This window comes from Kitasatospora sp. NPDC090091 (assembly GCF_044747365.1).
Taxonomy (GTDB): Bacteria; Actinomycetota; Actinomycetes; order Streptomycetales; family Streptomycetaceae; genus Kitasatospora.
In genome coordinates, this window is record NZ_JBIVDY010000006.1 from 35,944 (window position 1) to 61,373 (window position 25,430).

At 75.3% G+C, this 25,430-nt stretch carries 20 protein-coding genes and 1 pseudogene; 9 read left to right on the forward strand and 12 right to left on the reverse strand.

The features are described from left to right. The first annotated feature begins 228 nt into the window (after nt 1–228). Together ACIPSC_RS12100 and ACIPSC_RS12105 are read left to right on the forward strand one after the other, a co-directional pair. On the forward strand, nt 229–1,086 hold the full coding sequence (locus ACIPSC_RS12100; protein ID WP_400825051.1) for a hypothetical protein: 858 nt from the start codon (nt 229–231) through the stop codon (nt 1,084–1,086). A 191-nt stretch (nt 1,087–1,277) separates the two neighbouring features. Beyond that, nucleotides 1,278–1,970, forward strand: coding sequence for a YoaK family protein (locus tag ACIPSC_RS12105; RefSeq protein WP_400825053.1), 693 nt, complete (start codon nt 1,278–1,280; stop codon nt 1,968–1,970). A 28-nt stretch (nt 1,971–1,998) separates the two neighbouring features. Here the strand turns inward: ACIPSC_RS12105 and ACIPSC_RS12110 are convergent, their stop codons facing one another. Then, complete coding sequence (locus tag ACIPSC_RS12110) at nt 1,999–2,739, reverse strand: GNAT family N-acetyltransferase (RefSeq protein ID WP_400825054.1); 741 nt, start codon at nt 2,737–2,739, stop codon at nt 1,999–2,001. Between the two features lie 42 nt (nt 2,740–2,781). Next, complete coding sequence (locus ACIPSC_RS12115) at nt 2,782–3,462, reverse strand: hypothetical protein (RefSeq protein WP_400825055.1); 681 nt, start codon at nt 3,460–3,462, stop codon at nt 2,782–2,784. Nucleotides 3,463–4,085: 623 nt separating this feature from the next. On the opposite strand from ACIPSC_RS12115, the gene ACIPSC_RS12120 reads away from it, so the two are divergent. The 3 genes from ACIPSC_RS12120 to ACIPSC_RS12130 are packed head-to-tail and all read left to right on the forward strand — an operon-like array spanning nt 4,086 to nt 7,527. After that, on the forward strand, nt 4,086–4,610 hold the full coding sequence (locus tag ACIPSC_RS12120) for a PadR family transcriptional regulator (protein ID WP_400825056.1): 525 nt from the start codon (nt 4,086–4,088) through the stop codon (nt 4,608–4,610). Beyond that, a complete protein-coding gene (locus tag ACIPSC_RS12125) occupies nt 4,607–5,299 on the forward strand; it encodes an ABC transporter ATP-binding protein (RefSeq protein ID WP_400825057.1) in 693 nt (230 codons plus the stop codon). Before ACIPSC_RS12120 ends, ACIPSC_RS12125 begins: the two co-directional genes overlap by 4 nt. Further along, the gene (locus tag ACIPSC_RS12130; RefSeq protein ID WP_400825058.1) at nt 5,296–7,527 is read left to right on the forward strand and encodes an FtsX-like permease family protein; all 2,232 of its coding nucleotides are present in this window, start codon (nt 5,296–5,298) and stop codon (nt 7,525–7,527) included. Before ACIPSC_RS12125 ends, ACIPSC_RS12130 begins: the two co-directional genes overlap by 4 nt. Before the next feature lie 46 nt (nt 7,528–7,573). Here the strand turns inward: ACIPSC_RS12130 and ACIPSC_RS12135 are convergent, their stop codons facing one another. Then, nucleotides 7,574–8,029, reverse strand: coding sequence for an NUDIX hydrolase (locus ACIPSC_RS12135; RefSeq protein WP_400825061.1), 456 nt, complete (start codon nt 8,027–8,029; stop codon nt 7,574–7,576). Nucleotides 8,030–8,091: 62 nt separating this feature from the next. After that, on the reverse strand, nt 8,092–9,600 hold the full coding sequence (locus ACIPSC_RS12140) for an SDR family NAD(P)-dependent oxidoreductase (RefSeq protein WP_400825062.1): 1,509 nt from the start codon (nt 9,598–9,600) through the stop codon (nt 8,092–8,094). Between the two features lie 280 nt (nt 9,601–9,880). Between ACIPSC_RS12140 and ACIPSC_RS12145 the strand changes: the two genes are divergently transcribed. Then, a complete protein-coding gene (locus ACIPSC_RS12145; protein ID WP_400825065.1) occupies nt 9,881–11,320 on the forward strand; it encodes a GuaB1 family IMP dehydrogenase-related protein in 1,440 nt (479 codons plus the stop codon). Here ACIPSC_RS12145 and ACIPSC_RS12150 read toward each other — a convergent pair. The 3 genes from ACIPSC_RS12150 to ACIPSC_RS12160 form a co-directional block, all read right to left on the reverse strand. Then, on the reverse strand, nt 11,281–12,201 hold the full coding sequence (locus ACIPSC_RS12150) for a DUF5995 family protein (protein ID WP_400825066.1): 921 nt from the start codon (nt 12,199–12,201) through the stop codon (nt 11,281–11,283). The two genes, ACIPSC_RS12145 and ACIPSC_RS12150, sit on opposite strands and share 40 nt — an antisense overlap. A 100-nt stretch (nt 12,202–12,301) precedes the next feature. Continuing rightward, nucleotides 12,302–12,697: a DUF3224 domain-containing protein gene (locus tag ACIPSC_RS12155; RefSeq protein ID WP_400825067.1), complete on the reverse strand. Its 396-nt coding sequence runs from the start codon at nt 12,695–12,697 to the stop codon at nt 12,302–12,304. A gap of 137 nt (nt 12,698–12,834) precedes the next feature. After that, the gene (locus ACIPSC_RS12160; protein ID WP_400825068.1) at nt 12,835–13,926 is read right to left on the reverse strand and encodes a PP2C family protein-serine/threonine phosphatase; all 1,092 of its coding nucleotides are present in this window, start codon (nt 13,924–13,926) and stop codon (nt 12,835–12,837) included. 135 nt (nt 13,927–14,061) lie between these two features. Here ACIPSC_RS12160 and ACIPSC_RS12165 point away from each other — a divergent pair, with 135 nt between their 5' ends. The 3 genes and pseudogenes from ACIPSC_RS12165 (at nt 14,062) to ACIPSC_RS12175 (ending at nt 17,175) form a co-directional block, all read left to right on the forward strand. Next, nucleotides 14,062–15,021 (forward strand): pseudouridine synthase, encoded by a 960-nt coding sequence (locus ACIPSC_RS12165; protein ID WP_400825069.1) that lies wholly within the window; start codon nt 14,062–14,064, stop codon nt 15,019–15,021. Between the two features lie 177 nt (nt 15,022–15,198). Beyond that, nucleotides 15,199–16,110: an SDR family NAD(P)-dependent oxidoreductase gene (locus ACIPSC_RS12170; protein ID WP_400825071.1), complete on the forward strand. Its 912-nt coding sequence runs from the start codon at nt 15,199–15,201 to the stop codon at nt 16,108–16,110. Next, nucleotides 16,107–17,175, forward strand: a pseudogene (locus ACIPSC_RS12175) (S-adenosylmethionine:tRNA ribosyltransferase-isomerase). The gene ACIPSC_RS12170 and the pseudogene ACIPSC_RS12175 overlap by 4 nt, the downstream one beginning before the upstream one ends. Nucleotides 17,176–17,257: 82 nt before the next feature. Here ACIPSC_RS12175 and ACIPSC_RS12180 read toward each other — a convergent pair. The 5 genes from ACIPSC_RS12180 to ACIPSC_RS12200 form a co-directional block, all read right to left on the reverse strand. Beyond that, nucleotides 17,258–17,674, reverse strand: coding sequence for a nuclear transport factor 2 family protein (locus ACIPSC_RS12180; RefSeq protein ID WP_400825072.1), 417 nt, complete (start codon nt 17,672–17,674; stop codon nt 17,258–17,260). 173 nt (nt 17,675–17,847) lie between these two features. Next, the gene (locus ACIPSC_RS12185; RefSeq protein ID WP_400825074.1) at nt 17,848–21,561 is read right to left on the reverse strand and encodes a SpoIIE family protein phosphatase; all 3,714 of its coding nucleotides are present in this window, start codon (nt 21,559–21,561) and stop codon (nt 17,848–17,850) included. Nucleotides 21,562–21,688: 127 nt separating this feature from the next. Beyond that, entirely contained in the window at nt 21,689–22,876 is a 1,188-nt protein-coding gene (locus ACIPSC_RS12190; RefSeq protein WP_400825076.1) for a thiolase family protein, read from the reverse strand. 135 nt (nt 22,877–23,011) lie between these two features. Next, nucleotides 23,012–24,094: a serine hydrolase domain-containing protein gene (locus tag ACIPSC_RS12195; RefSeq protein WP_400825078.1), complete on the reverse strand. Its 1,083-nt coding sequence runs from the start codon at nt 24,092–24,094 to the stop codon at nt 23,012–23,014. A gap of 177 nt (nt 24,095–24,271) precedes the next feature. After that, nucleotides 24,272–25,363 carry a glycoside hydrolase family 19 protein gene (locus tag ACIPSC_RS12200; protein ID WP_400825080.1) on the reverse strand — a complete coding sequence of 364 codons (1,092 nt, stop codon included), beginning with the start codon at nt 25,361–25,363 and terminating at the stop codon, nt 24,272–24,274. Nucleotides 25,364–25,430 lie beyond the last annotated feature (67 nt).

The following is a 25,430-nucleotide window of genomic DNA, read 5'->3' on the forward strand; positions in this document are numbered from 1 at the left end:
GTGGTGTCGGTCCGAGCGTAGGGCATAAATGAACGTGTTCAAAACTGGCTCCCGCCCTGGAGCGCGCCCCGGTCGGCGGGCGGACCCGTTTTGCGCAGCGTCGCCGTTCGCACTAGGTTTCGACGCCGTCGGCGCGGGGGGCCGCAACGGAGCTGATCAGGGGTCAGGCGGCCGGTGGCCCCACCGGTGCCGGCGGACGACACCACCTCGGGGGAAGGAAGCAACACCTTGCGCACCAACCGCACCGCCCGCACCAACCGCACCGCCGGAACGGCGGTGGCCGCCGTCGCGGCGATCGCCTGCCTCGGCACGCTCAGCGCCTGCGGGCCGGACAACGGCGGGGACCAGAACGCCGCGCCGAGCAAGGCCGCGAGCCCGGCCGCGACCGCCCCGGCCGGCGGAACGGGCACCGGCACCGGCGCGGCGCAGCCGTCGGGCGGCGCCGCCAAGCCGTCCGCGGCCGGTGCCACGGGGGCCGCCGGCTCCCGGGACGTCCCGGCCGGCGCCTGGATCAACCCGCGCAGCATCCCGCTGGACGCGACCTACCACTGGCCCGCCCCCGCCGGCACCGCCAAGTCCGTCGCCGGCGCGCCCACGTTCAAGCTCCAGGAGCTCTGCCACGCGAAGCTGTCCCCGGACACCGCGGACCTCGGCACCGGCCGGGCGGCCGCGCAGTCCCTGCTCGGCGCCGGCGGCCCCGACCAGTGGCAGGCCCAGCAGACCCTGCTGTACGAGGGCGACCCGCGCCCGAGCAGCGGCGTCGCGCAGAGCGCCCACGCGGTCTTCAGCGACCTCCGGGAGGAGGTCAAGGCCTGCGCGAAGACCGCCCCGGGCGCCACGGTCAAGGTGACCAGCCCCGAGGACGCGAACTACTTCGCCGCGACGGTGACCGTCCCGCAGGCCGGCGGCAACGCCGTCACCCTGCACGAGTACCTGACCGCCCCGGACGGCACGGTGAACGAGCTGGCCGTCTGGACCACCGGCAAGAGCGGCGCCCAGCCCAAGGTCCCGTGGGCCGGCCCGGCCGACGCCGACGTGGCCAAGGCGATGGACTCGGCGCTCTGCACCACCCTCAAGGACTGCTGAGGACCGCCGAGGGCCGCCGGGACGGCCTCCGGCGCCCGACCGGCCGCCCGTCCGGCGGCGTACGCCTCCCGGCCCCGCCCCGCCCCGGCCTCTCCCGGGGCGGGGCGGCGTCGTCTCCCGGGCAGCCGGTCGGGCGTAGAACGGACGTGGTGCCGGAACCGCCGGGCACGCACGACCGGAGGAGGAGCGCGATGAAGAGCGACCCACGCCACGGCCCGCTGGTGCCGATGCTGCTGGCCCTGACCGTCGTCACCGGCCTGGTGGACGCCGTGAGCTACCTGGCCCTCGGCCACGTCTTCGTCGCCAACATGACCGGGAACGTGGTCTTCCTCGGCTTCGCCCTGGCCGGCGCGCCCGGCCTCTCCGCCACCGCCTCGCTCGCCGCGCTGGCCGCCTTCCTGCTGGGCGCGCTCGCCGGCGGCCGGCTCGGCGAGATCCTCCCCGGCCACCGCGGCCGGCTGCTCGTCGTCGGGGTCTCCGTCCAGGTGGTGCTGCTGGCCGGCGCCACCCTGCTCGCGGCCCTGGCGGACCACACCGCGGACCCGGCCCGGTACGGCCTGATCGGGCTGCTCGGCCTCGCGATGGGGTGGCAGAACGCGGTGGTCCGCCACCTGAAGGTGCCCGATCTCACCACCACCGTGCTGACCATGACCATCACCGCCCTGGCCGCCGACCGGGCGGGGCGGCGGCGCCTCGCCTCCGCGGTCTGGATGCTCGGCGGCGCGGTGCTCGGCGCGCTGCTGGTGCTCCACGCCCACATCACCGGCGCCCTCGCCGTGGCCCTCGCCCTGCTGGTCGCCGTCGCCCTCCTCACCCGCGCCGCCGGCACCACCCGCCCGGGCGCCCCCGCCCCGGCCTGGACCGCCCCGGACGGCGCCCCCTGAGCCCGGGGAAGCCGGCGGCGCGGAGGCCTCAGCGGGCCTGCCGCTCCGGGGTGCCGTGCCAACCGGCCTCGACCCGGGCCCGTTCGGCGGCGATCAGCGGGCCGACCACGTCCTCGACCCGCCGGTGCGAGACCTCGGCGAACGCCCGGACCCAGTCCACGAGTTCGGCCGGCAGGTCGAGGGCGAGCCGACGGGTTGCGCCGGCGTCCCCCGGCGCACCGGCCGCACCGCTTTTCCCGCCCGCCCCGTCGGCGGGCGTCGGGACGGCCAGGAAGGCGTCCATCCCGACGCCGTACCAGCGGTCGGTACGACCGATCGCCGCCATGCCGAGCCGCCGGCAGACCGCTGCCGAAGGGGCGTTGCCGGGGCGCACCACCGCGTGGATCTCGGCCAGGCCCTCGGCGAAGCCCTTGGCCAGCGCTCCCCGAGCGGCCTCGGTGGCGAAGCCGTGGCCCCAGGAGTCGGGGTGCAGGTGCCAGCCGACCTCCACGGCGCCGTCCCCGTCGGGCAGCGGGACCAGCAGGACGGAGCCGATCACCGTCGCGGTCTCCCGCTGCTCCAGCGCCCACACGCCGTAGCGGGGGTCGGCCGAGCGGTCGCGGAACCGCTCGATCAGCTGCGCGGCCTCGGCCCGGGACTCCAGGGCCCTGGGCTCGGCGCCGAGCCAGCGCATCACCTCCCAGCGGGAGTAGAGCTCGTACGCGCGATCCAGGTCGCCCGGCTCCCAGAGCCGGGCGGTGAGTCGATCGGTCGTGAAGGCGATGTGCACGGAGGCCCTTTCAGGTTCTGGGGAGTGTCTCGGCCGGACGTCCTAGTCGTCCTGCGGGCCGCCGGGGCTGCTGGCGGTGCGGCCGCTCCACAGTGGTTCGTGGTGGGCCCAGGATCGCGTCCAGGCGCGGTCGGCGCGGCGGTCGAGGACGCGCAGCCGCAGGGCGAGCGCGCCGCCGACGCCGGTCCCGAGGGCGGCGAAGCCGGCGAGGCCGAAGCAGACCGCCTCGACGGCCAGGCCGACCGCGGACGGTGGGGTGTCGTGGGGCGTTCCGCCCCGGTCGACCCAGAGGGTGACGGTGGATCCGGCCACGACGGTGCGGCGCACCTGGACGCTGCCGGTGTGCGGCTGTCCGTCGGGCGCGGTCCAGGTGGCCCGGACGGTGGTGCGCTCCTGGTAGTCGCCGGACCAGCGGGCGCCGGGGGTGGCGGTGGGCTGCTCAGTGGCGAGGACGGTGGCCTCGACCGGTTTCAGGCGGGCCCGGTCGGCCGCGGCCGCACGCACGGTCGCCCGGTGGGCGAGTAACGCGCCGCCGACGGAGACGGCGAGGGCGAGCAGCAGCGCCAGCGCCGCCGCGGCCCGGGCCCGGCTGCGGGAGCGGTCCAACGGGCGGGCGAGCGGCTCGCGGAGCCGGTGGCGGCGGGTGCCGAAGGCCCGCCGCAGCTGCCGGGCGGCGCGCCGCGGCGGCGACGCCGGCCGCGGCGGGCGGGGTGTGCTGGACACGGCGTGGCTCCTCGGGGTCGGCGCGGGCACGGCGACGGGCGCGCCCGGACGGGACCAGGGGCGGTCCGCCGGGCGTCCGGCACCCAATCTCCCGCTGCCGGACGCCCGGCACAAGAGCCGTGCGCGCCCGCACCACCGGGACGTCCGATGCCGGCTCCCCGGTGGCGGAAAGGGACGTTGGACACTGGCCGGCCGGCTGCGGCAGGGCCGTTCGGCCCTCGGCGGGGGAGGGGTCGGCGGGGCAGGCTGGGGGCAGCCGCGTCCTCCACGTGCCGGGACGCGGCAGGCCCGGCCCGCTGTGGGGGCCCGTCGGGCCGCGGTGCGGGAGCGGGCGGCGGCGTGGGGCCGCCCCCGCTCCGGCCGCCGTCACCGGGCGGGTGCCGAGCGCCCCGCGCCCCTCCTCAGCCCCCCGCGCCCCCCTCCTCAGCCCCCCGCGCCCCCTCTCGGCCCCTCGCGCCTCCTCTCGGCCCCTCGCGCCTCCTCTCGGCCCCTCGCGCCTCCTCTCGGCCCCTCGCGCCTCCTCTCGGCCCCTCGCGCCTCCGCCGATTCAACGTCTTCGCAGGTCAGCGCCGTATTCTCGCCAGCTATACACTCGGAGTATACCTCTGGTGTATGTTTCTTCCATGAGTGTTCCTTTGACCCTCCTCGGGCTGCTGGAGCGGGAGCCGAGCCACGGCTACGACCTCAAGCGCGACTACGACGCCTTCTTCGGACGCGGCAAGCCCCTCCCGTACGGCCAGGTCTACGCCACGCTCGGGCGGCTCGCCCGGGACGGCAAGGTGGTGGCCGGCGAGGCCGAGCCCGGCGACGGGCCGGAGCGCAAGCGGTACGTCATCACCGAGGCCGGTGTGACCGAGTTCGAGCACTGGCTCACCGAGCCCGTGGCACCCGAGCCGAACCTGCAGTCGGTGCTGTTCACCAAGGTCGTGCTCGCCCTGATGCTCGGCCGCGACGCCGAGGTGTACCTCGACACCCAGCGCGCCGCCCACCTGCGGCGGATGCGCGAACTGACGGAAGTCCGCCGCAGCGGCGCCCTGGTGGACGCCCTGCTCGCCGACCACGGGCTCTTCCACCTGGAGGCAGACCTGCGCTGGATCGACCTGACCGCCGCCCGCCTGGACGCGCTCGCCGAGGCGGTGCGCCCGTGACCACGCTGATCGAGGCCCGCGACCTCACCCTCTCCTTCGGCGAGACCCCCGCCCTGCGCGGCGCGAGCCTGGCCGTCGACGCCGGCGAGGTGCTCGCTATCATGGGGCCCAGCGGCTCCGGCAAGTCCACCCTGCTGCACTGCCTGGCCGGCATCCTCACCCCCGACTCCGGCGAGGTGCACTTCGCCGGACGCCGGCTCGACACCATGACCGAGGCCGAGCGCAGCGCCCTGCGCCGCGACACCTTCGGCTTCGTCTTCCAGTTCGGCCAGCTCGTCCCCGAGCTGACCGCCGAGGAGAACGTGGCCCTGCCCTTACTCCTGCGCGGCACCAAGCGGGCGGCCGCACTGGCCGAGGCCCGCCCGTGGTTCGCCCGGCTCGGCCTGGACGGCATGGAGCGGCGTCGCTCCGGCGAGCTGTCGGGCGGACAGGCCCAACGGGTCGCCCTCGCCCGCGGGCTGGTGGCCCGTCCGCAGGTGCTCTTCGCCGACGAGCCGACCGGGGCGCTGGACTCGCTCACCGGCGAGCAGGTGATGGAGCTGATGGTCGGCGCCGCCCGTGAGCAGGGCACCGCCGTCGTCCTGGTCACCCACGAGCCCAGGGTCGCCGCCTACGCCGACCGCGAGGCGATGGTCCGGGACGGCAGGGCCAGGACGACCAGGCTCGCACCGGAGCAGGTCGCCTCGTGATCGCCTTCGCGCTCCGCCTCGCCGTCAGCGGCGGACGGGAGGCCGTGGCCCGGCTGGTCATGATCGCCGCAGCCGTGGCGATCGGCGTCGGCCTGCTGCTCTCCACGCTGGCCGGCATCAGCGCCGTCGACGAGTCCAACGAGCGGCAGCTGTGGACCAACACCGGCGCGGTGAGCCGCACCGAGACCGCACCGGTGGACCCGCTCTGGTGGTGGGACCACGGCGACTACTTCGACGGCAGGGAGATCCTTCGGATCGACGTCGCCGCCACCGGGCCGACCGCGCCCGTCCCCCCGGGCCTCGACCGGCTGCCCGCGCCGGGTGAGTACTACGCCTCGCCCGCGCTCGCCGAGCTGCTCCGCAGGACCCCGGCCGCGGAGCTGGGCGACCGCTTCCCCGGCCGGTTGGCCGGAATCCTCGGCGACGAGGCGCTGCCCTCCCCGGACTCGCTCTACCTGATCGAGGGCCGCGCCCCGGCGGAGATCGAGCACATGCCCGGCGCGAGCAGGGTGACCACCATCGCCACCGCCCTCCCGCCCTCCTGCGAGCACGACTACTGCCCCGGGACGGGCGTGCGCGGCGACGCCATGACGCTGATCCTCTCGGTGGTCGCCGGCGCGCTGATCTTCCCGGTGGTCGTCTTCATCGGCACCGCGACCCGGCTCTCCGCCGCCACCCGCGAGCAGCGCTACGCCGCGATGCGGCTGGTCGGCGCCACCCCGCGGCAGGTCTCGCTGATCTCGGCGGTGGAGTCCACGGTGGCCGCGGCGGCCGGTACCGCCGCCGGCTTCGGCCTGTTCCTGCTGCTGCGCCCGCTGGTGGCGACCGTCCCCTTCACCGGGGACCGGTTCTTCGCCGAGGACCTGACGATCACTCCGCTCCAGGCCGTGGCGACCGCGCTCGGCGTCCCGCTGGCGGCGGCGGTCGCGGCCCGGCTGGCCCTGCGGCGGGTCACGATCTCGCCGCTGGGCGTCACCCGCCGGGTGACCCCGAAGCCGCCGAGCGCCTGGCGGCTGGTTCCGCTGCTGGGCGGCCTCGCCGAGCTCGGCTACTTCGCCGACCGCCGCCCGGAGACCACCGACGGGCAGACCGCGGCCTACCTGACCGGCTTCCTGGTGATCATGCTGGGCCTGGTGATCGCCGGACCCTGGCTGACCATGGCGGCGGCCCGGAGCGTGGCCCGGCGCACCAGCCGGCCGGCCACCCTGATCGCCGTCCGCCGGCTCGCCGACGACCCGAAGGCGGGCTTCCGCTCGGTCGCCGGCCTCGTCCTCGCGCTCTTCGTCACCACGGCGACGGTCTGCATCATCGGCACCATCAACGAGAACCGCGGCACCCTCAGCGGGGACCCGCAGACCCGGGTCGCCGTCGAGCAGAGCGGCCTGGTGGAGGACCCCCCGATGACGGACGCCGTGTCGGCGCAGCTGCTGGCGGACCTCCGGGCGGTGCCCGGCTTCCGCGGCCTCGCGCTGGGCCACGACAACCCGAAGGCGGTCGGCGCGCTACCGGGCGAGGCCCCCGGGTTCGCGCCGAACCTGGTGCTCTGCACCGACCTCGCCCAGGTCCCGGTGGTGGGCCGCTGCCCGGCCGGCGCGAGCGTCGTCGGCGTCCCGCCGTGGGGCTTCCTCAGCCTGCACTCCACCGCCGACATGGAGTGGACGGCCGCACCGGTCTCCGTGGAGGAGGCGGCCGCGCTGCCGGTGCGCAACCTCTACGTGACCACCGACGGCTCCACCGCGGCCATGGAGCGGGTCCGGACGCTGCTCACCCGGGCCCACCCGGGGTACCAGGCCCGGACGGTCGGCGACTGGGGCTCCACCCAGCAGAAGGAGCTGGCGGGGTGGCGGCAGCTGGCCAACGTGGTGCTGCTGACCACCCTGCCGATCGCCGGCTGCAGCCTGGCGGTGAGCGTGGTCGCGGGCCTGTCCGACCGCAGGCGGCCGTTCGCGATGCTGCGGCTCACCGGGGCGCCGCTGCGCCTGCTGCAGCGGGTGATCGGGCTGGAGAGTGCGCTGCCGCTGCTGGTGGTGGCTGCGATCGCGACCGGGACGGGCTTCGCGGCGTCCGCGATGTTCCTCACGTCCCAGATGCACTACGACCTGGTGTCGCCGGGTGCGGTGTACTTCGTCCTGGTTGCGCTCGGTCTGGCGGCCGCGCTCGGGATCGTCGCCTCGACGCTGCCGCTGCTGAAGCGGATCACCGGCCCCGAGGCGGCCCGCAACGGCTGACCCGGGCCGCCGGGGCGGCGCCCCGGCCGTGCCCCGTCGTCCGCGCTCAGCGGGCGACGGGGTACGCGTACGTGCCCGGGCGCAGGGCGGACGGACGGTCCGTCAGCCAACTGCCCAGCACCAGTGCGGACGGGTAGAACATCGGCTCCGGCAGGGCGTCCAGCGGGAACCGCTCCCAGCCGGCGCAGGCGTGCGGTTCGGTGACCTCGGCGGCGGCCAGGCTCGGCGGCGCGAGGACGGCCGCGGTCAGCCGGGGCCGGCCGAGCTCGTGGTCGAGCAGGACGCCCAGCACCCGCATCTCCCCGGCCGGCAGTACGATGCCGGTCTCCTCGGCCAACTCCCGTGCGGCGGCCTGCTCGAAGGACTCACCGGGGGCGTCCACCTTGCCGCCGGGCAGGCTCCAGGTCGGCGGCTCGCCGGAGGTGGTCCGGCGGCCGATCAGGACCCGGCCGTCCCCGGTGGGGACGATCACGCCGGCGCCGATCAGCGGTGCGGTGGTCAACTCGGTCTCTCCTTCGGGCCGGCGCCCAGCAGTCGGCGCGGGGTCTACCAGTCGGCGCGGGCTTACCAGTTGGCGCGCTCGTAGTCCTTCAGGAAGCAGCCGTAGAGGTCCTCGCCCTGCTCGCCGCGGACGATCGGGTCGTAGACCCGGGCCGCGCCGTCGACGAGGTCGAGCGGGGCGTGGAAGCCCTCGTCGTGGAGCCGCATCTTGTCCGGGTGCGGGCGCTCGTCGGTGATCCAGCCGGTGTCGACGGCGGTCATCAGGATGCCGTCGGCCTGGAACATCTCCTCGGCGCTGGTGCGGGTGAGCATGTTCAGCGCGGCCTTGGCCATGTTGGTGTGCGGGTGGCCGGCACCCTTGTAGCCGCGCGCGAAGACGCCCTCCATGGCGGAGACGTTGACCACGTACTTGCGGCGGGACGCCGAGGCGGCCATCGCCGGGCGGAGCCGGCTGATCAGGATGAACGGCGCGGTGGAGTTGCAGAGCTGGACCTCCAGCAGCTCCACCGGGCCGACCTCGCCGACGGTCTGCACCCAGCTGTTGGTGGGCGCGAGGTCGGGGACGAGGCCGCCGGCGTCGATGGCCGTGCCGGCCTCGATCCGGGCGGGCGTGGCGGAGCCGGTGACCAGGGCGAGCGAGGTGACGTCCTCGGCGGAGATCCGCTCGCCCTCGCCGGTCGCCTGTGCCGGCAGGGCCGGCAGGTCGACGCTGCCGCTGCCGAACCGGCCGATGGTGGTGGACTGCGGCAGCTCGCCGGCCGGCAGCGGCGCGGACTCGGCGGCGACCAGCTCGCGGTAGGACTCCGGCGGGCGGCGCACGGTCTGTGCGGCGTTGTTGATCAGGATGTCCAGCGGGCCGTCCGCGGCCACCTCGTCGGCGAGCGCCATCACCTGGGCGGGGTCGCGCAGGTCGATGCCGACGATCTTGAGGCGGTGGATCCACTCGGCGCTGTCCGGCATCGCCGTGAAGCGGCGGATCGCGTCGTTGGGGAAGCGCGTGGTGATGGTGGTGTGGGCGCCGTCGCGCAGCAGCATCAGCGCGATGTACATGCCGATCTTGGCGCGGCCGCCGGTGAGCAGTGCCCGCTTGCCGGTGAGGTCGGCGCGGGCGTCCCGGCGGGACCGGTTCTTGTACGCGCAGGCCTGGCAGAGGTTGTGGTAGAACGCGTCCACCTCGATGTACCGGGTCTTGCAGGTGTAGCAGGAGCGGGGGCGCTCCAGGATGCCGGCGATCTCCGTGGTGGTGACGGTGGTCAGGCCGAAGGCGCCGGCCGTCTCGTCGTCGATCCGGGTCGGCGCCCCGGTGGCGGTGCGGGCGGTGACGGCGCGGTCGTTGGCGGTCTTCCGGGCCCGGGTCTCCTGGCGGCGGCGCTGCTTGAGCGTGCGGAATATGCCGCCGACGGCCTGGCGGACGGTGATCGCGTCCGGGTGGTCGACGTGCAGGGTGTCCAGCTCGGTGAGCACGTCGAGGCAGAGCCGCAGGCGCTCCGGGTCGAGGCCGGGACCGTAGTCGATCTCCTCCTCGCTGCCCTCGATGCCGCTGTCCTGCCCGATGTCCGTGCCCGCCGTCATGCCCACTGCCGTTTCCTGGATCGCCTCACCGTTTACCGCGTGAATGCTACGGGAGGCGGCCCGAGCGGGGCGAAAACCCGATCATTTGGAGGAACCTCCAGTCCGGGTGGCGGTGCGGTGATCACGGTTTGTGCACTGCGCCAGCAAAGGTTCGCGGACTGGCGTTTTCACCCGTGGTTCGGCGAGGATTGGTCCACGGGTCAAGGGAGCCATGTGCGTCCACCCGTTCCCGGCCCAGTCCGCACCCAAGGTGTATCCACTGATCGCCGGAGTTCCCCCCATGCGTTTCCTGAACGATCTTCAGCCCTCGTACGACCTCACGTACGACGACGTCTTCATGGTCCCCAGCCGTTCCGCGGTGGGCTCCCGCCAGGCCGTCGACCTCTCCTCGAACGACGGCACCGGCACCACCATCCCGCTGGTCGTCGCCAACATGACCGCGATCGCCGGCCGCCGGATGGCCGAGACCGTCGCCCGCCGCGGCGGGCTGGTCGCCATCCCGCAGGACATCCCCACCGAGGTGATCGCCGAGGTCATCGGCTGGGTCAAGCAGCGTCACCTGGTGCACGACACCGCGATCACCCTGGCCCCCGGCGCCACCGTCGCCGAGGCGCTCTCGCTGCTGCACAAGCGCGCGCACGGCGCGCTGGTCGTGGTCGAGGACGGCAAGCCGGTCGGCGTGGTCACCGACTCCGACTGCCAGGGCGTCGACCGCTTCACCAGCCTCGCCGACGTCATGTCGCGCGACCTGGTGCTGCTCGACGAGGGCATCGACCCGCGCACGGCCTTCGACAAGCTGAGCGAGGCGCACCGCAAGCTCGCCCCGGTGGTCGACCGTGAGGGCCGCCTGGTCGGCATCCTGACCCGCAAGAACGCGCTGCGCGCCACCCTCTACACCCCGGCCGTCGACGCCGGGGGCCGACTGCGGATCGCCGCCACCGTCGGCATCAACGGCGACGTCGCGGGCAAGGCGAAGGCCCTGATCGAGGCCGGCGCCGACGTGCTGGTGGTCGACACCGCGCACGGCCACCAGGAGAGCATGATCACCGCGCTGCAGGCGGTGCGCGGGCTGGACCCGCAGATCCCGATCGTGGCCGGCAACGTGGTCTCCGCCGCCGGTGTCCGCGACCTGGTCGAGGCAGGCGCCGACATCCTCAAGGTCGGCGTCGGCCCCGGCGCCATGTGCACCACCCGGATGATGACCGGCGTCGGCCGCCCGCAGTTCTCCGCCGTCCTGGAGTGCGCCGCCGAGGCACGCCGGCTCGGCAAGCACGTCTGGGCCGACGGCGGCGTCCGCCACCCGCGCGACGTCGCGATGGCGCTGGCCGCCGGCGCGTCCAACGTGATGATCGGCTCCTGGTTCGCCGGCACCTACGAGTCGCCGGGCGACCTGCAGACCGCCGCCGACGGCCGCCAGTACAAGGAGTCCTTCGGCATGGCCTCGGCGCGCGCGGTGAGCAACCGCACCGCCCAGGACTCCTCGTACGACCGCGCCCGCAAGGCGCTGTTCGAGGAGGGCATCTCGCACTCGCGGATGTTCATCGACCCGGCCCGCCCGGGCGTCGAGGACCTGATCGACTCGATCGTGGCCGGCGTGCGCAGCTCCTGCACCTACGCCGGCGCCTCCAGCCTGGAGGAGTTCCACGAGAAGGCCGTGGTCGGCATCCAGAGCGCGGCCGGCTACGCCGAGGGCAAGCCGCTGCACTCCAGCTGGGCCTGATCGCCCCGGTACACCCGTCGTACGGCCGGCCGGTTCCCCGCTCCGGGGAGCCGGCCGGCCGCCGGGTTCTCCCGGTCGCGCACCCGGGCGCGCTCCTGGTTGAGCGTCCGGCCGCGTTCCCGGTCGGGCTCCCGGTCGCGTTCCTCGGCGAGCCCGAGCGGGGTGAGCAGGGCGCGGCCGAGCAGGCCGACCGAGCCGTCCAGCGCGTCGGCCAGCGCCGCGGCCGCGCGCGGCGCCCCGCGCAGCTCCCAGAGGGCGCGGGCGCTCGCCCAGGCCGCGTCCCTGGCGGTGTCCACCGACCAGGCGCCCACCCGGTGCGTCAGCGGCTCGACCCGCTCCAGCACGTCCGGCCCGGGCATCAACTGCTCCCGGACGTCCGCCTCCACGCCGGCCAGCAGGCCGTTGATCCGCCGGTAGTCCCCGGCGAGGTGCTCAGGCGCGCGGCCGAGCCGGCGGCAGGTGTCCACCACCGCGAGCGGCAGGTCGTGCTGGATGTGCGCGTTCATCCCGGCCAGCGCGAACTGCAGCGGGTGCACCCCCGGGTGTGCCCGCAGCTCGAACAGCGGCCGCCAGCAGGCCGGCGGTCGGCGCCCCGCCGCGACGGCGTCCACGGCCAGCAGGTACCGCCCGGCGAACACCGCGTCCAACTCGGCCATCGCCGCCGGGTCGGCGAAGTGCGGCCGGGTCAGCCGGTCGCGCACCGCCTCGGTCACGGTGAGGTACATCCGGTTGAACACCGCGACGCCGTCACCCGCCGGCAGGCCGGCGCCGATCGCCCGCAGCCGAGCGATCACCCCGTCCACCCGGCGCAGGCGCGGCCGCCGGCCGTGCTCCGTCGCCGCCGCTCTCCCCGCTGCTGCCGCCTCCGCCGTACCGGGCATGCGCCACCCTCCGCGATCGATCGTGCACTGATCGCATCATCGTGTCAGTGTGTGGATCGGCCGGGGCGGTGCCGCGCGGGCGGCAGGGCGGCCCGTGTCGTCAGCCCAGCTCGTACTCCAGGGTGTAGGTGTGCCGGCCCTCGTCGTCCACGGTCAGCTCGAAGGTGCCGGTGATCCCGGCCAGCTCGCCCGCGCCCGTACCGGACACCACCCGGATCGCCAGCCGCTCACCACTGCTGCCGGGCGCCGCGTGCTGCAGGACGAACGACCCCTTCCGCCCGTCCAGCTCGCCGGTGAAGCGCTCCACCGCGACGTACGCCGCCGGCCCGCCCGCGCCGTCCAGCACGGAGAGCATCCGCACCGTGCTCCGGCCGGTCAGACCGCCCGTGAACTCCTTGGTGATCCGGACCCGGCCGAGCGTCGCACCGGGCTCCTCCTCCGTCTCCTCCGGCTCGAACGCCGTCACCTCGAACGCCCCGCTCGATCTCGTACCCATGACGCGCTCCGCTCACGACTCCGGACGGTGCGGCACCCCGCCGACCCGCGCACAGCCTTGCACGAGCCACTGACATCCGGGCCGTGCCGGCGCACGCGTCGCCCCGGCACGGCCCCGACGCGCCGGCCGGCGCCCGGTCAGCGCTCCCAGCGCAGGGCCAGCAGGGCGGCGTCGTCCGCCAGACCGGCGTCCCCGACCCAGGCGCGGACCTCCTCCAGCAGGGCGTCCAGCACGTCCTCCGGGTTGCCCGCCGTGATCGCCGCCAGCCGCTCCGCCACCGGGAAGAACCGGCCGGCCCCGTTCCGGGCCTCCGAGACGCCGTCGGTGTAGAGCAGCAGCAGATCTCCCGGGCCGGGGTCGAAGGAGCCCACCCGGTAGTGGCCGCCGAGCAGGTCGAGCAGGCCCAGCGGCGGGGCGTGCTCCGGCGGCACCAGCTCGGTCACCCCGCCCGCGCGGCGCAGCAGCGGGTGCGGGTGCCCGCAGTTGACGAACCCGGGCCGTCCGCCGGGCCCGTCCACCTCCAGCAGCACCGCCGTCACGAACCGGTCGTTCTCCGGGCGGCCCGCCAGCGCGGCGTCCAGCCGCTCGGCCAGCCGGCCGAGGTCCGGCTCCGTCCGGGCCGCCTCGCGGAACACCCCCAGCACGTCCGCCGCCGTCTCCACGGCCGGCAGCCCATGCCCCTGCACGTCCCCCAGCAGTACCCGGACGCCCTGCGGGCCGTCCGCCGCCTCGTAGAGGTCCCCGCCGATCCGGGCCTCCGCCGCCGCCGCGACGTATCGCACGGCCACCCGCAGCGGGCCGAGGTGCTCCGGCGGCGGCCGCAGCAGCGCCCGCTGCGCCGCCTCGGCCACCGTCCGGACCGCGAACAGCTCACGCTCCCGGGCCGCCACCAGGACGACGTTCCCCGCGCTGACCAGCGTGGCGGCCACGACGGTGACCAGCGCGGCCAGGTGCACGGAGGAGGGCAGCCGGCCGTTGACGGCTTCCAGCACGGCGACGAGGGCCGTGGCGATCGCCCCCGTCACGAGCGGCCGCCGGGCCTTCCGGGTGGTCGCCCCGGCCAGCATCGGCGCCACCGCGAGCACGGGGGAGAGGGTCGTGCCCGGACCGGTCACCAGGTCCACCACCACTGCCGCGACCAGCAGCAGGACCGCGCCGGCCAGCAGCCACCTGGTCCCCCGCGGCAGGTGCAGCGGCGGCAGGACGTCCGGCGGGCCGTCGGCGGTCACACGGACACCTCCCGGGGGTCGGTCGGACAGCGGGCCTCACCGTCCACTCTCCACCGCCCCCGCACCACCCGGCACGTCGGAGCGGCAGCGGGGCCGGGCGGGAGCGCGTCGGACACCGCCTAAGCTGGCGGCGAGATGAGACGCAAGAGCAAGGTGCCGCCCGCCCCCCTTCCGCAGCGCCTCGGGGTCGACCCGGTGCACCTGCGGCTGCCCGTCGAGGGCGCGTGGCCGACGCTGCGCGCCTACCTGGCGGAGCGCCTTCCCACCGTCGCGCCGGAGCGGATCGACGCGCTGCTGTCCCGGCGCGAGATCGTCGGCGAGGACGGGCCGGTCGGGCCGGAGGAGCCGTTCCGGCCCGGCGCCCACCTCTGGCTCCACCGGGACCTGCCCGACGAGGTCCCCGTCCCCTTCGAGCTGGACGTGCTGCACCACGACGACCGCCTGGTGGTGGTCGACAAGCCGCACTTCCTGGCCACCACCCCGCGCGGCCGCCACGTCGTCGAGACGGCGCTGTCCCGGCTGCGGCACACCCTCGGCCTCCCCGCCCTCAGCCCCGCGCACCGGCTGGACCGGCTGACCGCGGGCCTGGCGATGTTCGTGGTGCGCCCGGAGGACCGGGGCGCCTACCAGACGCTCTTCCGGGACCGCCTGGTCCGCAAGGAGTACCGGGCCGTCGCGCCGTACGACCCGGCGCTGGTGCTGCCCCGCACCGTGCGCAGCCACATCGTCAAGGAACGCGGCGTGATCGCCGCCCAGGAACTGGACGCCCCGCCGAACAGCGAGAGCCGGATCGAGCTGGCGGAGCACCGCGACGGCCTCGGCCGCTACCGGCTGCAGCCGCGGAGCGGGCGCACCCACCAGCTGCGGCTGCACATGAGCGGGCTCGGTGTGCCGATCCTCGGCGACCCGGTGTACCCGGTGCTGCTGCCGGACCCGGCCCCGGACGACTTCCGCCAGCCGCTGCAACTGCTCGCCTCCGGCATCGAGTTCACCGATCCGCTGACCGGCCGCCCGCGCCGCTTCGAGAGCCGCCGCACCCTGGCCGCCTGGTCGGACCCGACCGGGTGGGCCGACGGCGCGGCGCCGCGGTGGTAGCCGGACCCGTCCGGGGGAACCGCTCGGCGCGCCGCCGGGGAACGGCCGCTCCGGCCGGTCCGGCGGCGGTCGGGCGGCGGTCGGGTGGTCGGGCGGTCGGTCTAGGGCGAAGGGAGGACCGGGCCCCGGGGCCGGTGGCCGATCCGGACGGGACCGTGCCGGAGCGATCGTGGTGCCATGAACGTTCCGCAGAACACCGACCTCGCCGCCGCACCCGGCACCGGAGACGCGCACACCACCGATGCCGCCCGCCTCGCGTCCGCCGCCCGCGCCGCGTCCGCTGCACCGGTCGCGGTGGTGACCGGCGCCTCGCGCGGGCTGGGCCTGGCGCTGGCCCGGGCGCTCGCCGCCGAGGGCTGGCACCTGGTCGTCACCGCCCGCAACGCGGCCGAACTCTCCGTCGTCGCGGCCGAACTGGCCGTCCACACCAAGGTCGTCGCACCGGCCGGCTCGGTGGTGGACGACGACCACCGCGAGCGGCTGGCCGAGGCCGCCGCCGGCCTCGGCGGCGCGAGCCTGCTCGTCAACAACGCCTCCACGCTCACTGGTTACGACCTCGCGGGCGCCCCGCTGCCGCGCCTCGCGGACTTCCCGCTGCCCGGTCTGCTGGAGACCTTCGAGGTCAACGTGCTCGGGCCGATCGCCCTCACCCAGCTCCTGCTGCCCCAACTGCGCGAGCGGGCCGGGGCGGTGCTCAACGTCAGCTCGGACGCCGCCGTCGAGGCCTACGCAGGGTGGGGCGGCTACGGCGCCAGCAAGGCCGCACTGGACCACGCCTCCGCGGTGCTCGCGGAGGAGGAGCGGGAGCTGCGGGTCTGGGCGGTCGACCCGGGCGACATGCGGACCGGGATGCACCAGGAGGCCTTCCCGGGTGAGGACATCTCCGACCGGCCGCTCCCCGAGACCGTCGTCCCCGCGCTGCTGGCCCTGGTCCACGGCCGCCCCTCCTCGGGCCGCTACCGCGCCGCCGACCTCCTGCCGGAGGCGACGGCAGAGGCGACGGGAGCCCCGGCGGCCCCGGCGGCCATGGAGACCACTCGGGCCACCGCCGCCCCGACCGACCCGGCCCCGGTCGGGGGTGGGCGATGACCGCAGCCGCCGATCCCGGGATCGACGTCGCCGTCCCGCCCGAACTCTCCGCCCGCGCCCCCGCCGAGGCCCGCGGCACCACCCGCGACGGCGTGCGGATGCTGGTCGGCCGCCGCGACGGCAGCGCCCTCGAACACCGGCGCTTCACCGAGCTGCCCGAGGTGCTGCGCCCGGGCGACCTCCTCGTGGTCAACAACTCGGCCACGCTGCCAGCCGCCCTCGCCGGCAGCCTGCCCGACGGCACGCCGGTCGCCCTGCACCTCTCGTCCGCGCAGCCGGACCGGCTCGGTGCGTACCTGGGTCGAGCTGCGCCGGGTGGTCCCCGGCACCGCGCCCGCCTACTACCCGCCCGACGAGTCGCCGGCCCGTCCGGGCCTGCGGGTGGCGCTGCCGGGCGGGGCCGGGGCGGAGCTGACCGAGCCGCTCACCGCCCGCCTCTGGCACGCCCGACTCGACCTGCCCGGGCCCCTGGTGGCGTATCTGGACCAGCACGGCAGGGCCATCAGGTACGGCTACGTGGACCGCGACTGGCCGATCGAGGCCTACCAAACGGTGTTCGCGACCGTCCCCGGCAGCAGTGAGATGCCCAGCGCGGCACGGCCGTTCAGCGCCGAGGTGGTGGCCCGGCTGGCCGGACGCGGGGTGCTGGTCGCGCCGGTCACGCTGCACACCGGCGTCGCGTCCCCGGAGGCCCACGAGCCGCCCTACGCCGAGTGGTTCGACGTGCCGGCCGCCACCGCCCGGCTGGTCGGCCACGTCCGGGCCGGTGGCGGCCGGGTGATCGCGGTCGGCACCACCGTGGTCCGGGCGCTGGAGTCGGCGGCCGGGGCCGACGGAACCGTCCAGCAGGCCGACGGCTGGACCGAGTTGGTGATCACCCCCGAGCGCGGCGTGCGGGTGGTGGACGGCCTGCTCACCGGCTGGCACGAGCCCCGCGCCTCGCACCTGCTGATGCTCGCTGCGGTGGCCGGACGCCCGCTGCTGGAACGCTGCTACGCGGCGGCCGTCCGGCACCGTTACCTCTGGCACGAGTTCGGCGACGTCAACCTGCTCCTGCCGGACTGACCGGCGCGGCCCGGCGCGGGCCGGCCCGGGCGTGCCGGGCGGCCCGGCGACGCAGGCCGACCGAAGCGCCCGGCTCCGCCGCTCAGGCGGCCGGCTCCGCGAACAGCGTCCGCGCCGCGTGCTGGGTGTCCAGGTACTCGCGCACCGCCGTGATCAGCCCGTTCTCGACGGTGAAGATCCCCAGGCACCGGTTGTCGTAGGCGGAGCCGTTGGCGGCCGTGCCGCGGGCCGTCCACTCGGCGACGACCTGCGGGCCGTCGGCGATCAGGCCGGTGAGGATGACCTGCAGGGCGCTGCCGGGGGCGAACAGGGTGCCCGCCGAGCCGAGGAAGTCCTCGACGATGGCGGCGCGGCCCCGCCAGACCCGCGACAGCGGCAGGTCGCCGGGGTAGTCCCAGACGGCGTGCTCGGCGAAGCAGGCCGCCGCGGTGGGGAGGTCGCCGTCGGCGACGGCGGTGACGTAGCGCTCCACGACGGTACGGGGGGCGAGCTGGTCCATGGTGGGCTCCTCGGGAGGGTCGGTCGTTCTGTTGACGGACCCAGCCAATCCCCGCGGCCCCCGGGCGGGCGAACAACCGCACCGGTCCGACGACAACGATCCGTTGTCCAACCAGGCCGGCCGGGGTGCGGCGCACCCGACCGGTGGGCCCCGGGCGCCCGCCGCCCCCCGCCCTACCGGCCCGACGCCCCCGGCGGCAGCTCCAGCTCGAACCAGACCACCTTGCCGTCCCGGGTGCGCCGGCTGCCCCAGCGGTGCGCCAGCTCGTTGACCAGGTGCATGCCGCGCCCGCCCTCGTCCTCCTCCCGGGCGCGCCGCATCCGGGGCGTGCCGGTGTCCCGGTCGGCGACCTCCACGGTGAGTACCCGGTTGTAGAACAGGCGCAGTTGGACCGGGGAGCCGGCGTGCACCAGGGCGTTGGTGATCAGCTCGCTGGTGAGCAGCTCGGCCCAGTCGGCGAGCGGGCCGAGGCCCCACTCGATGAGCGTGTCGCGGGTGAACCGGCGGGAGTGCGCGACCATCGCGTGGTCGTCGCTGAGCGGCAGGGTGGCGATCCGGTCGGAGCCGGCGGGCCGGACCTGGGCCAGGATGATCGCGATGTCGTCCTCGCTGGTGCGGCCGGTGAGTTCGGCCAGCACGGCGTCGCAGGTCTGCTCCAGCGAGCGGTGCCGGTCGGCGACGGTGCGGCAGAGCAGGTCGAGGCCCTCGTCGAGGTCGCGGCCGCGCCGCTCGACCAGCCCGTCGGTGTACAGGCCCAGGATGCTCTCCTCCGGGAGGGTGAACTCGACGCTCTCGAACGGGACTCCGCCGACGCCGAGCGGGGCGCCGGCCGGCAGCTCCAGCAGCCGGGCCCGGCCGTCGGCCTCGGCGACCACCGGCGGCAGGTGGCCGGCGCAGGCGGCGGTGCAGTGCCGCTCCACCGGGTCGTACACCACGCAGACGCAGGTGGCGAACTGGCCCTCGCCGAGTGCCGTGGTGGCCTCGTCCAGGCGGTGCAGCACCCGCGCCGGGTCCAGCTCCAGGGTAATCAACGTCCGGGCGACGGTGCGGAGTTGGCCCATCGTGGCGGCGGCGCGGATGCCGTGGCCCATCACGTCGCCGACCACCAGGGCGACCCGGCCGGAGGAGAGCGGCACGACGTCGAACCAGTCGCCGCCGACCTCGCTGACCACGCTGCTGGGCAGGTAGCGGTAGGCGATCTCCAGTCCGAGGGTGCGGTGGATCTCCTGCGGCAGCAGGCTGCGCTGCAGGGTCAGCGCGGTGTCCCGCTCGCGCCGGTAGAGCCGGGCGTTGTCCATCGCGAGCGCGGTGCGCGCGGCCAGCTCCTCGGCCAGCGCCCGGTCGGCCTGGCCGAACGGGACGGGATTGCGGATCCGGATGAACTCCGCGCCGCCGAGCACGATTCCGCGCGCCAGCAGCGGCACCATGAGGTAGGAGTGCACCCCGGCGTTCACGCCGGGCTCGACGCGGTCGGGCGAGGCGACGATCCGGCGCAGCGCTTCCTCGTCCACCTCCGAGACGAGGATCGACCGCCCGGTGCGCAGGCTCTCGGCGTAGATCTTCGCCGACTGCGAGGTCTCGCCGACCTGGTCGGCGGCCGCGGACATGGGACCCTCGGCGCTCGCCTCGCCGACCGCGACCGCCCGCATCAGCACCGAGCCGTCGTTCGGGACGGGCCCCGGCTCGTCGCCGCTGAGCACCGCCTCGCGCAGGTCGACGGTGACGAAGTCGGCGAAGCGCGGGATCACCACCTGCACCAACTCCTGTGCGGTGCGGTGCAGATCGAGCGTGGTGCCGATCCGGGTGCTGGCCTCGTTGAGCAGCGACAGCCGCTGCTGGGCCGCCCAGGCCTCGTCCAGGGCGCGCTGGCGGGCGGCGGCGGCGTCGCGCTCCCGGGTGAACAGCAGGGCGTTGTCGATCGACACCGCGGCCCGCACCGCCAACTCCCCGGCCAGCGCCAGGTCGTCGTCCTCGTACGGGCGCTCCACCACGGTCCGGTAGAAGCCGGCGACGCCGACCGGCGCGCCGCGCGCGATCAGCGGCACCACCATGAAGGAGAGGACGTTCTGCTCGCGCACGGCCGCCGTCCGCACCGGGTCGTCGGCGAACCAGGCCATGCCGGCCTCGTCCATCCGCGGCACCAGCACCGGCTTGCGGTGCCGCAGGCTCCACGCGTACGGCGAGCCGGGACGGAACCGGTGGATCCCGCCGGTCCGGTCGATCGGCTCCAGGGTGGAGCCGTGCGCCGAGTGGAACGCCATCCGGCGCAGCACGGCCGAACCGTCCGGCATGGTGCGGGCCTCGCGTTCGCCGCGGACCAGGTCGTCCAGCACCTCGACCACCACCGTGTCGGCCAGCCGGGGCGTCGCGACCTCGGCCAACTCCTGGGCGGTGTGGGCGAGATCGAGGGTGGTGCCGATCCGGGCCGAGGCGGAGTTGACCAGCGCCAGCCGCTCCTGGGCGGCCTTCGCCTCGCGCAGCGCCTGCTGGCGGGCCAGCACGGTCTGGTGCTGGCGCAGGTAGAGCCGGGCGTTGTCGATCGCCACGGCCGCCCGCGAGGACAGCTCGTCGCCGAGGGTGATGTCCGCCTCGGCGAAGGACTCCCGCTCGCCGCGCCGCGAGTACACCACCATGCCGAGCGTGGTGCCGCGCGCGACCAGCGGGGTGATCCGCACCGAGCGCGGCCGGTCGCCGAGGTAGGCCTGGCGGCGGCTCTCGGTGATCCCCTCGCTCAGCAGCGGCAGTTCCCAGGAGGGCACCACCACTGTCCGCCCGGTCGTCATCGCCCGCGCGTACGGCGAGTCGGCCGCCAGCTCGTAGACGGTGTCCACCGGCAGGGCCTCGGCCGGGTAGAGGGGGTCGGCGGTGGCGAGGGCGAGCCGGCGCACCAGGTGCGGGCCGGCCGGGTCGAGCGGCTCGACGTTGCGGCCGGCCACCAGTGCCTCCAGGGCGAAGACGCCGCTGATGTCGGCGACCCGGGGGACCATCGCGTCGGCCAGCTCGCGGGCGGTCTGCCGCAGGTCGAGCGTGGTGCCGATGGACGCGGTGGCGTCGACGAGCAGGGCCAGGCGCTCCTGGGCCCGGGCGGCCCGGGCGTCCGCGCGGAACCGCTCGGTGATGTCGATGAGGGTGGAGCTGACCCCGAGGACCTCGCCGCCCGGGCCCTCCAGCCGGAAGTACGAGGCCGACCAGGCGTGGTCGTGCGCCGGGTCGCCGGGGGTGCGGCCGTGCGAGCGGGCGTCCAGGACGGGCTCGCCGCTCTCCATCACCTGCCGCATCACGGCCTCGCTCTCCTCGCCGTTGATCCCGGGCAGCAGCTCGGTGAGCCGGTGCCCCAGGTGCTGTTCGACGGAGAGGCCGTTGACCCGGGCGAGGGCGTTGTTCAGCCGGACGAAGGCGAGCCGGGTGTCGTACACGCCCATGCCGACGGGGGACTGGGTGAAGAACCCGTCGAGCACGGCGAGGTCCGCCTGGATCCGGCGCAGCGTGGTGACGTCGGACGCCACGGCGAGCACCAGCGGGCTGCCGCCGGGCCCGGCGATCGGGTGGGTGCGGAACTCCAGGTTGACGTGGTGGCCGTCCCGGTGCCGGACCGGGAACACGCCCGACCAGCCGCGGCCGTCCAGGATCTCCTGGAACAGCTCCAGTACGTCGGGCCGCTCGTTGTCGGAGACCAGCAGCTGGGCGGCCTTGGCGCCGATCGCCTCGTCGGCGCTGTAGCCGAGCAGCGCCTCGGCGTCGTCGCTCCAGTGCAGGATCCGGCCGTCGGCCTCGATCAGCGCGGTCGCGATCGGCACCATCAGCAGGGCGTCCGGCCGCGGCTCCCCGCCCGGCTCGCCCCGGCGCGACCGGCCGGACCCGTCGGCATCCCGCTGCTCGTTCACCATGGCCAGAGAACCGCCCGGAGATCGTTTCCACCAGCTCTGCCATCTTCCCACGTGGGCCCGGCCGCCCGCTCGTTCCGGCAGCGGTGCCGGCCCGGCCCGGGCCCGGCGGGGGAACGGGCACCAGGGCCTAGCCCAGCGCCTCCAGGACGACGGCGTTGGCCAGGCCGCCCGCCTCGCACATGGTCTGCAGCGCGTAGCGGGCGCCGCGCTCGCGCATCGCGTGCACCAGGGTGGTCATCAGGCGGGTGCCGCTCGCGCCGAGGGGGTGGCCGAGGGCGATCGCGCCGCCGTTGACGTTCACCTTCGCGGGGTCGGCCCCGGTCTCCTGCAGCCAGGCCAGGACGACGGAGGCGAAGGCCTCGTTCACCTCGAACAGGTCGATGTCGGCGAGCGAGAGCCCGGAGCGCCGCAGCACCTTCTCGGTGGCGGGCAGGACACCGGTGAGCATCAGCAGCGGGTCCGATCCGGTCACCGCGAAGGAGTGCAGCCGGGCCAGCGGGCGCAGGCCGAGCCGGGCGGCCGTCTCGCTGCTGGTGATCAGGACGGCCGAGGCGCCGTCGTTGATCGGGCTGCTGTTGCCGGCCGTCACCGACCAGTCGATCTGCGGGAAGCGCTCGGCGAAGGCCGGGTCGGTGAAGGAGGGCCGGAGCCCGGCCAGCACCTCGGGCGTGGTGCCGGGCCGCACCGACTCGTCCGCCGTGACCACGGTGCCGTCCGGCAGGGTCACCGGGGCCAGCTCCGCCGCGAAGTGCCCGGCGGCCTGGGCCCGGGCGGCCTTGGCGTGCGAGGCGGTGGCGAACTCGTCCATCGCCTCGCGGGTGATCGACCACTTGGCGGCGATCAGCTCGGCGCTCACGCCCTGGGGCACCAGCCCGCCGGGGTAGCGGGCGGCGATCGCCGCGCCGAACGGGTCCGCGCCGGGCGGCACGTTGGACCACATCGGTACCCGGCTCATCGACTCGATCCCGCAGGCAACCACCAGGTCGTACGCCCCGGCGATCACCCCCTGGGCGGCGAAGTGGACGGCCTGCTGCGAGGAGCCGCACTGCCGGTCGACCGTGGTGGCCGGCACCGACTCGGGCAGTCCGGCGGCAAGCCAGGCGTACCGGGTGGTGTTCATGGCCTGCTCGCCGACCTGGTCGACGCAGCCGCCGATGACGTCGTCGACGAGCGCGGGGTCGACGCCGCTGCGGGTGATCAGGGTCCCGAGGGTGTGCGCCAGCAGCTCCACCGGGTGGACGCCGGAGAGGGCACCCCCCGGCTTGCCCTTGCCGATGGGGGTGCGGACGGCTTCGACGATCACGGCGTCACGCATGGCGGCCGCCTTCCTCTAAGGGTCGTTGGATTTCCGAACTTACTAGAGAGTAGTGAGTTTGGGAATCCAACGCTATGAAGTTGTGGAAGGCCGGACCGCCCGCTCCCGCGCCGGGCCGAGGGCGGGTCCTGGGCCCTAGCCGTTCTGCAGCGAGCGGAGCAGGGCCACGCCGGCCGGGTCGACCGCGCGCCGGCTGTTCGCCAGTGCGATGACGCCCACCTGCTTCTCGGGGTCGAAGGCGACGAACGACCGGAAGCCGCCCGTCCCGCCGTTGTGCCAGATCTGCAGATGGCCGCCCTGGCGCTGGTGCAGGCGGTGGCCGAGCCAGCCGAGGTGCGTCCAGGCGAACGGGTTGACGCGGTGGCGGACCTCCCGGGTGAGCGCGATCGCGGGCGCCAGGGGCGAGTCGTCGTCCGGACCGGACGCCAACTGCGCCCGGAGGAGGACCGCGAGGTCGCTCACGGTCGAGTGCAGGCCGCCGGCGCCGACCAGGTCCGCCAGGTGCCAGGCGGGCACCGGTCGGCCGCCGGGCGTGTGGCCCCGGGCGAGCCGGGCGGACCGCTCGGCGTCGACCGCCACGACCGTGTCGGTCAGGCCGAGTGGCGCGCAGACCTCGCGCGCGATCAGCTCCTCGTACCCGAGGCCGGACCGGTGGGCGAGGGCCAGGCCGAGCAGCCCCGCCCCGAGGTTGGAGTAGCGGAACCCGCGCCCGGGCGCCGTGCGGAGCCTCGTCCGGGCGAGCCCGGCCAGCAGTGCGTCACGGGTGCAGTGGCGGTACGGGTCGGGCTTGTTCGGGCCGAGCAGTGCGGGCAGCAGCATCCCGGCGGGCAGCCGGGGCAGGCCGGAGGTGTGGGTGGCGAGGTGCTGCAGAGTGATCGGGGTGCCGCCCTTGGCGGGTACGGCGGCACCGGCCGGCAGGGCGTCCGCGAGCACCGCGGCGAGCGGCTCGTCGAGCGTGGCTGCCTCGGCGAGCACCAGCCGCGCCAGCGCGAGCGAGGTGAACACCTTGGTCACCGAGCCGATTTCGAACAGCGTGTGCGGGCCGGGCACGCCGCCGGCGGGGTCGGTGCCGGTGGTGCCGGTGGTGTCGGTGGCGCCGGTGCGCCCGGCGCCGCGGATCTCCACCGCGCCGCCGGCCAGTCCGGCGACCACCGCGCCGACGTGTCGGCCGGCGAGCCGGTCGGCGGTCTGCTGGACGAGGCTGCCAAGGTCGTTCATGGCGGTGAGCCTAGGGCCCGCCGGCCGCGCCGTCGTCCGCCGGGACGACGATTCCCCACCCCGCCGGTCTGCTGCCGGACGGCCGCCGGGCTGCTCCCCGCGGCGTAGCGGGGAGCAGCCCGGGTTCCGGGTGGGTGCGGTCGCGCCGCGGGCCCGGCCGGTGGAGCCGTCGGACCGTCAGCAGCCCAGGTTCGAGCCCGGGACGGTGCCGAGGATCCGGGTGAAGTTCTGGTACGCGTCGATCCGGCTCTGCACCTGCGCGGGGTTGCCGCCGTTGCACTCCAGGCTGCCGTTGATGCTGCGGATCGTCTCACCGAAGCCGTAGCCGTTGACCATGGCGTTGTGCGGGGTCATGGTGCCCGGCCCGGTCTGGGTGTTCCAGTACCAGAGCGCGGTCTTCCAGGCCACGGCCGGATCGGTCTGCACCAGGTTGGGGTTGTGCAGCAGGTCGATGCCGAGGGCGTCCCCGGCCGCCTTGTAGTTGAAGTTCCAGCTCAGCTGGATCGGGCCGCGCCCGTAGTACGCGGCCTGCCCGGCCGGGCACCCGTACGGCTGCGAGGTGTCGCAGTAGTGCGGGTAGTTGGCGGTGTTCTGCTCGACCACGTACACCAGGCCGCCGGTCTCGTGGCTGACGTTGGCGAGGAAGGCGGCGGCCTCCTGGCGGCGGACGGTGTCGCTGCCGGTGTTCGCGAAGCCGGGGTAGGCGCCGAGCGCGTCGAGCAGGCCCTGGTAGGTGTAGAAGGCGTTCCGGTTCGGGAACATCTGGTTGAACTGCGCCTGGCTGACCGGGAATCCGCCGGGGTTGGGGGTCGTGGTCGGCGTGCCGGTGGGCGTCGGGCCGCAGGTGTGCGGCTCCCAGTACCAGGTGCTGATCACCGGGTCGTAGCCCGGGTTGTCGTGGGTGGCCCGGTAGAGCCCGCCGTTGGTGTAGCGGACGATGCTCCCGGTGGCGTAGGTGCGGCCGGCCACCCAGGCCGGGTAGTCGCAGCTGCCCGAGGTGGGCGTGGGCGTCGGGCCGGTGCCGCCGCAGGCGCCCTGGTCGGACCAGACGCCGGAGCCGGCGGTGCTGGGGGCCTCGTTCTGGGTCCACCACTTGGCGTTCCAGTTGTGGCCGCCGTAGGAGACGGTGGCGCCGCCGGTGTAGGCGGTGGACGGGTTCCAGGGCGCGGCGCAGGTGGCCGCGCCGGCGGAGGCGGCGGGCAGCAGCAGCGCGAGCGCGAGTGCCGTGATGACGGCGGAGAGCAGTGCGAGCAGGCGTTTCGCGGACACTTGATCACCCCTTGTGCGGTGGGGGCCGCACGGTCGTGGAGACGGGAACGTTCGGCGCAGGGAGTGG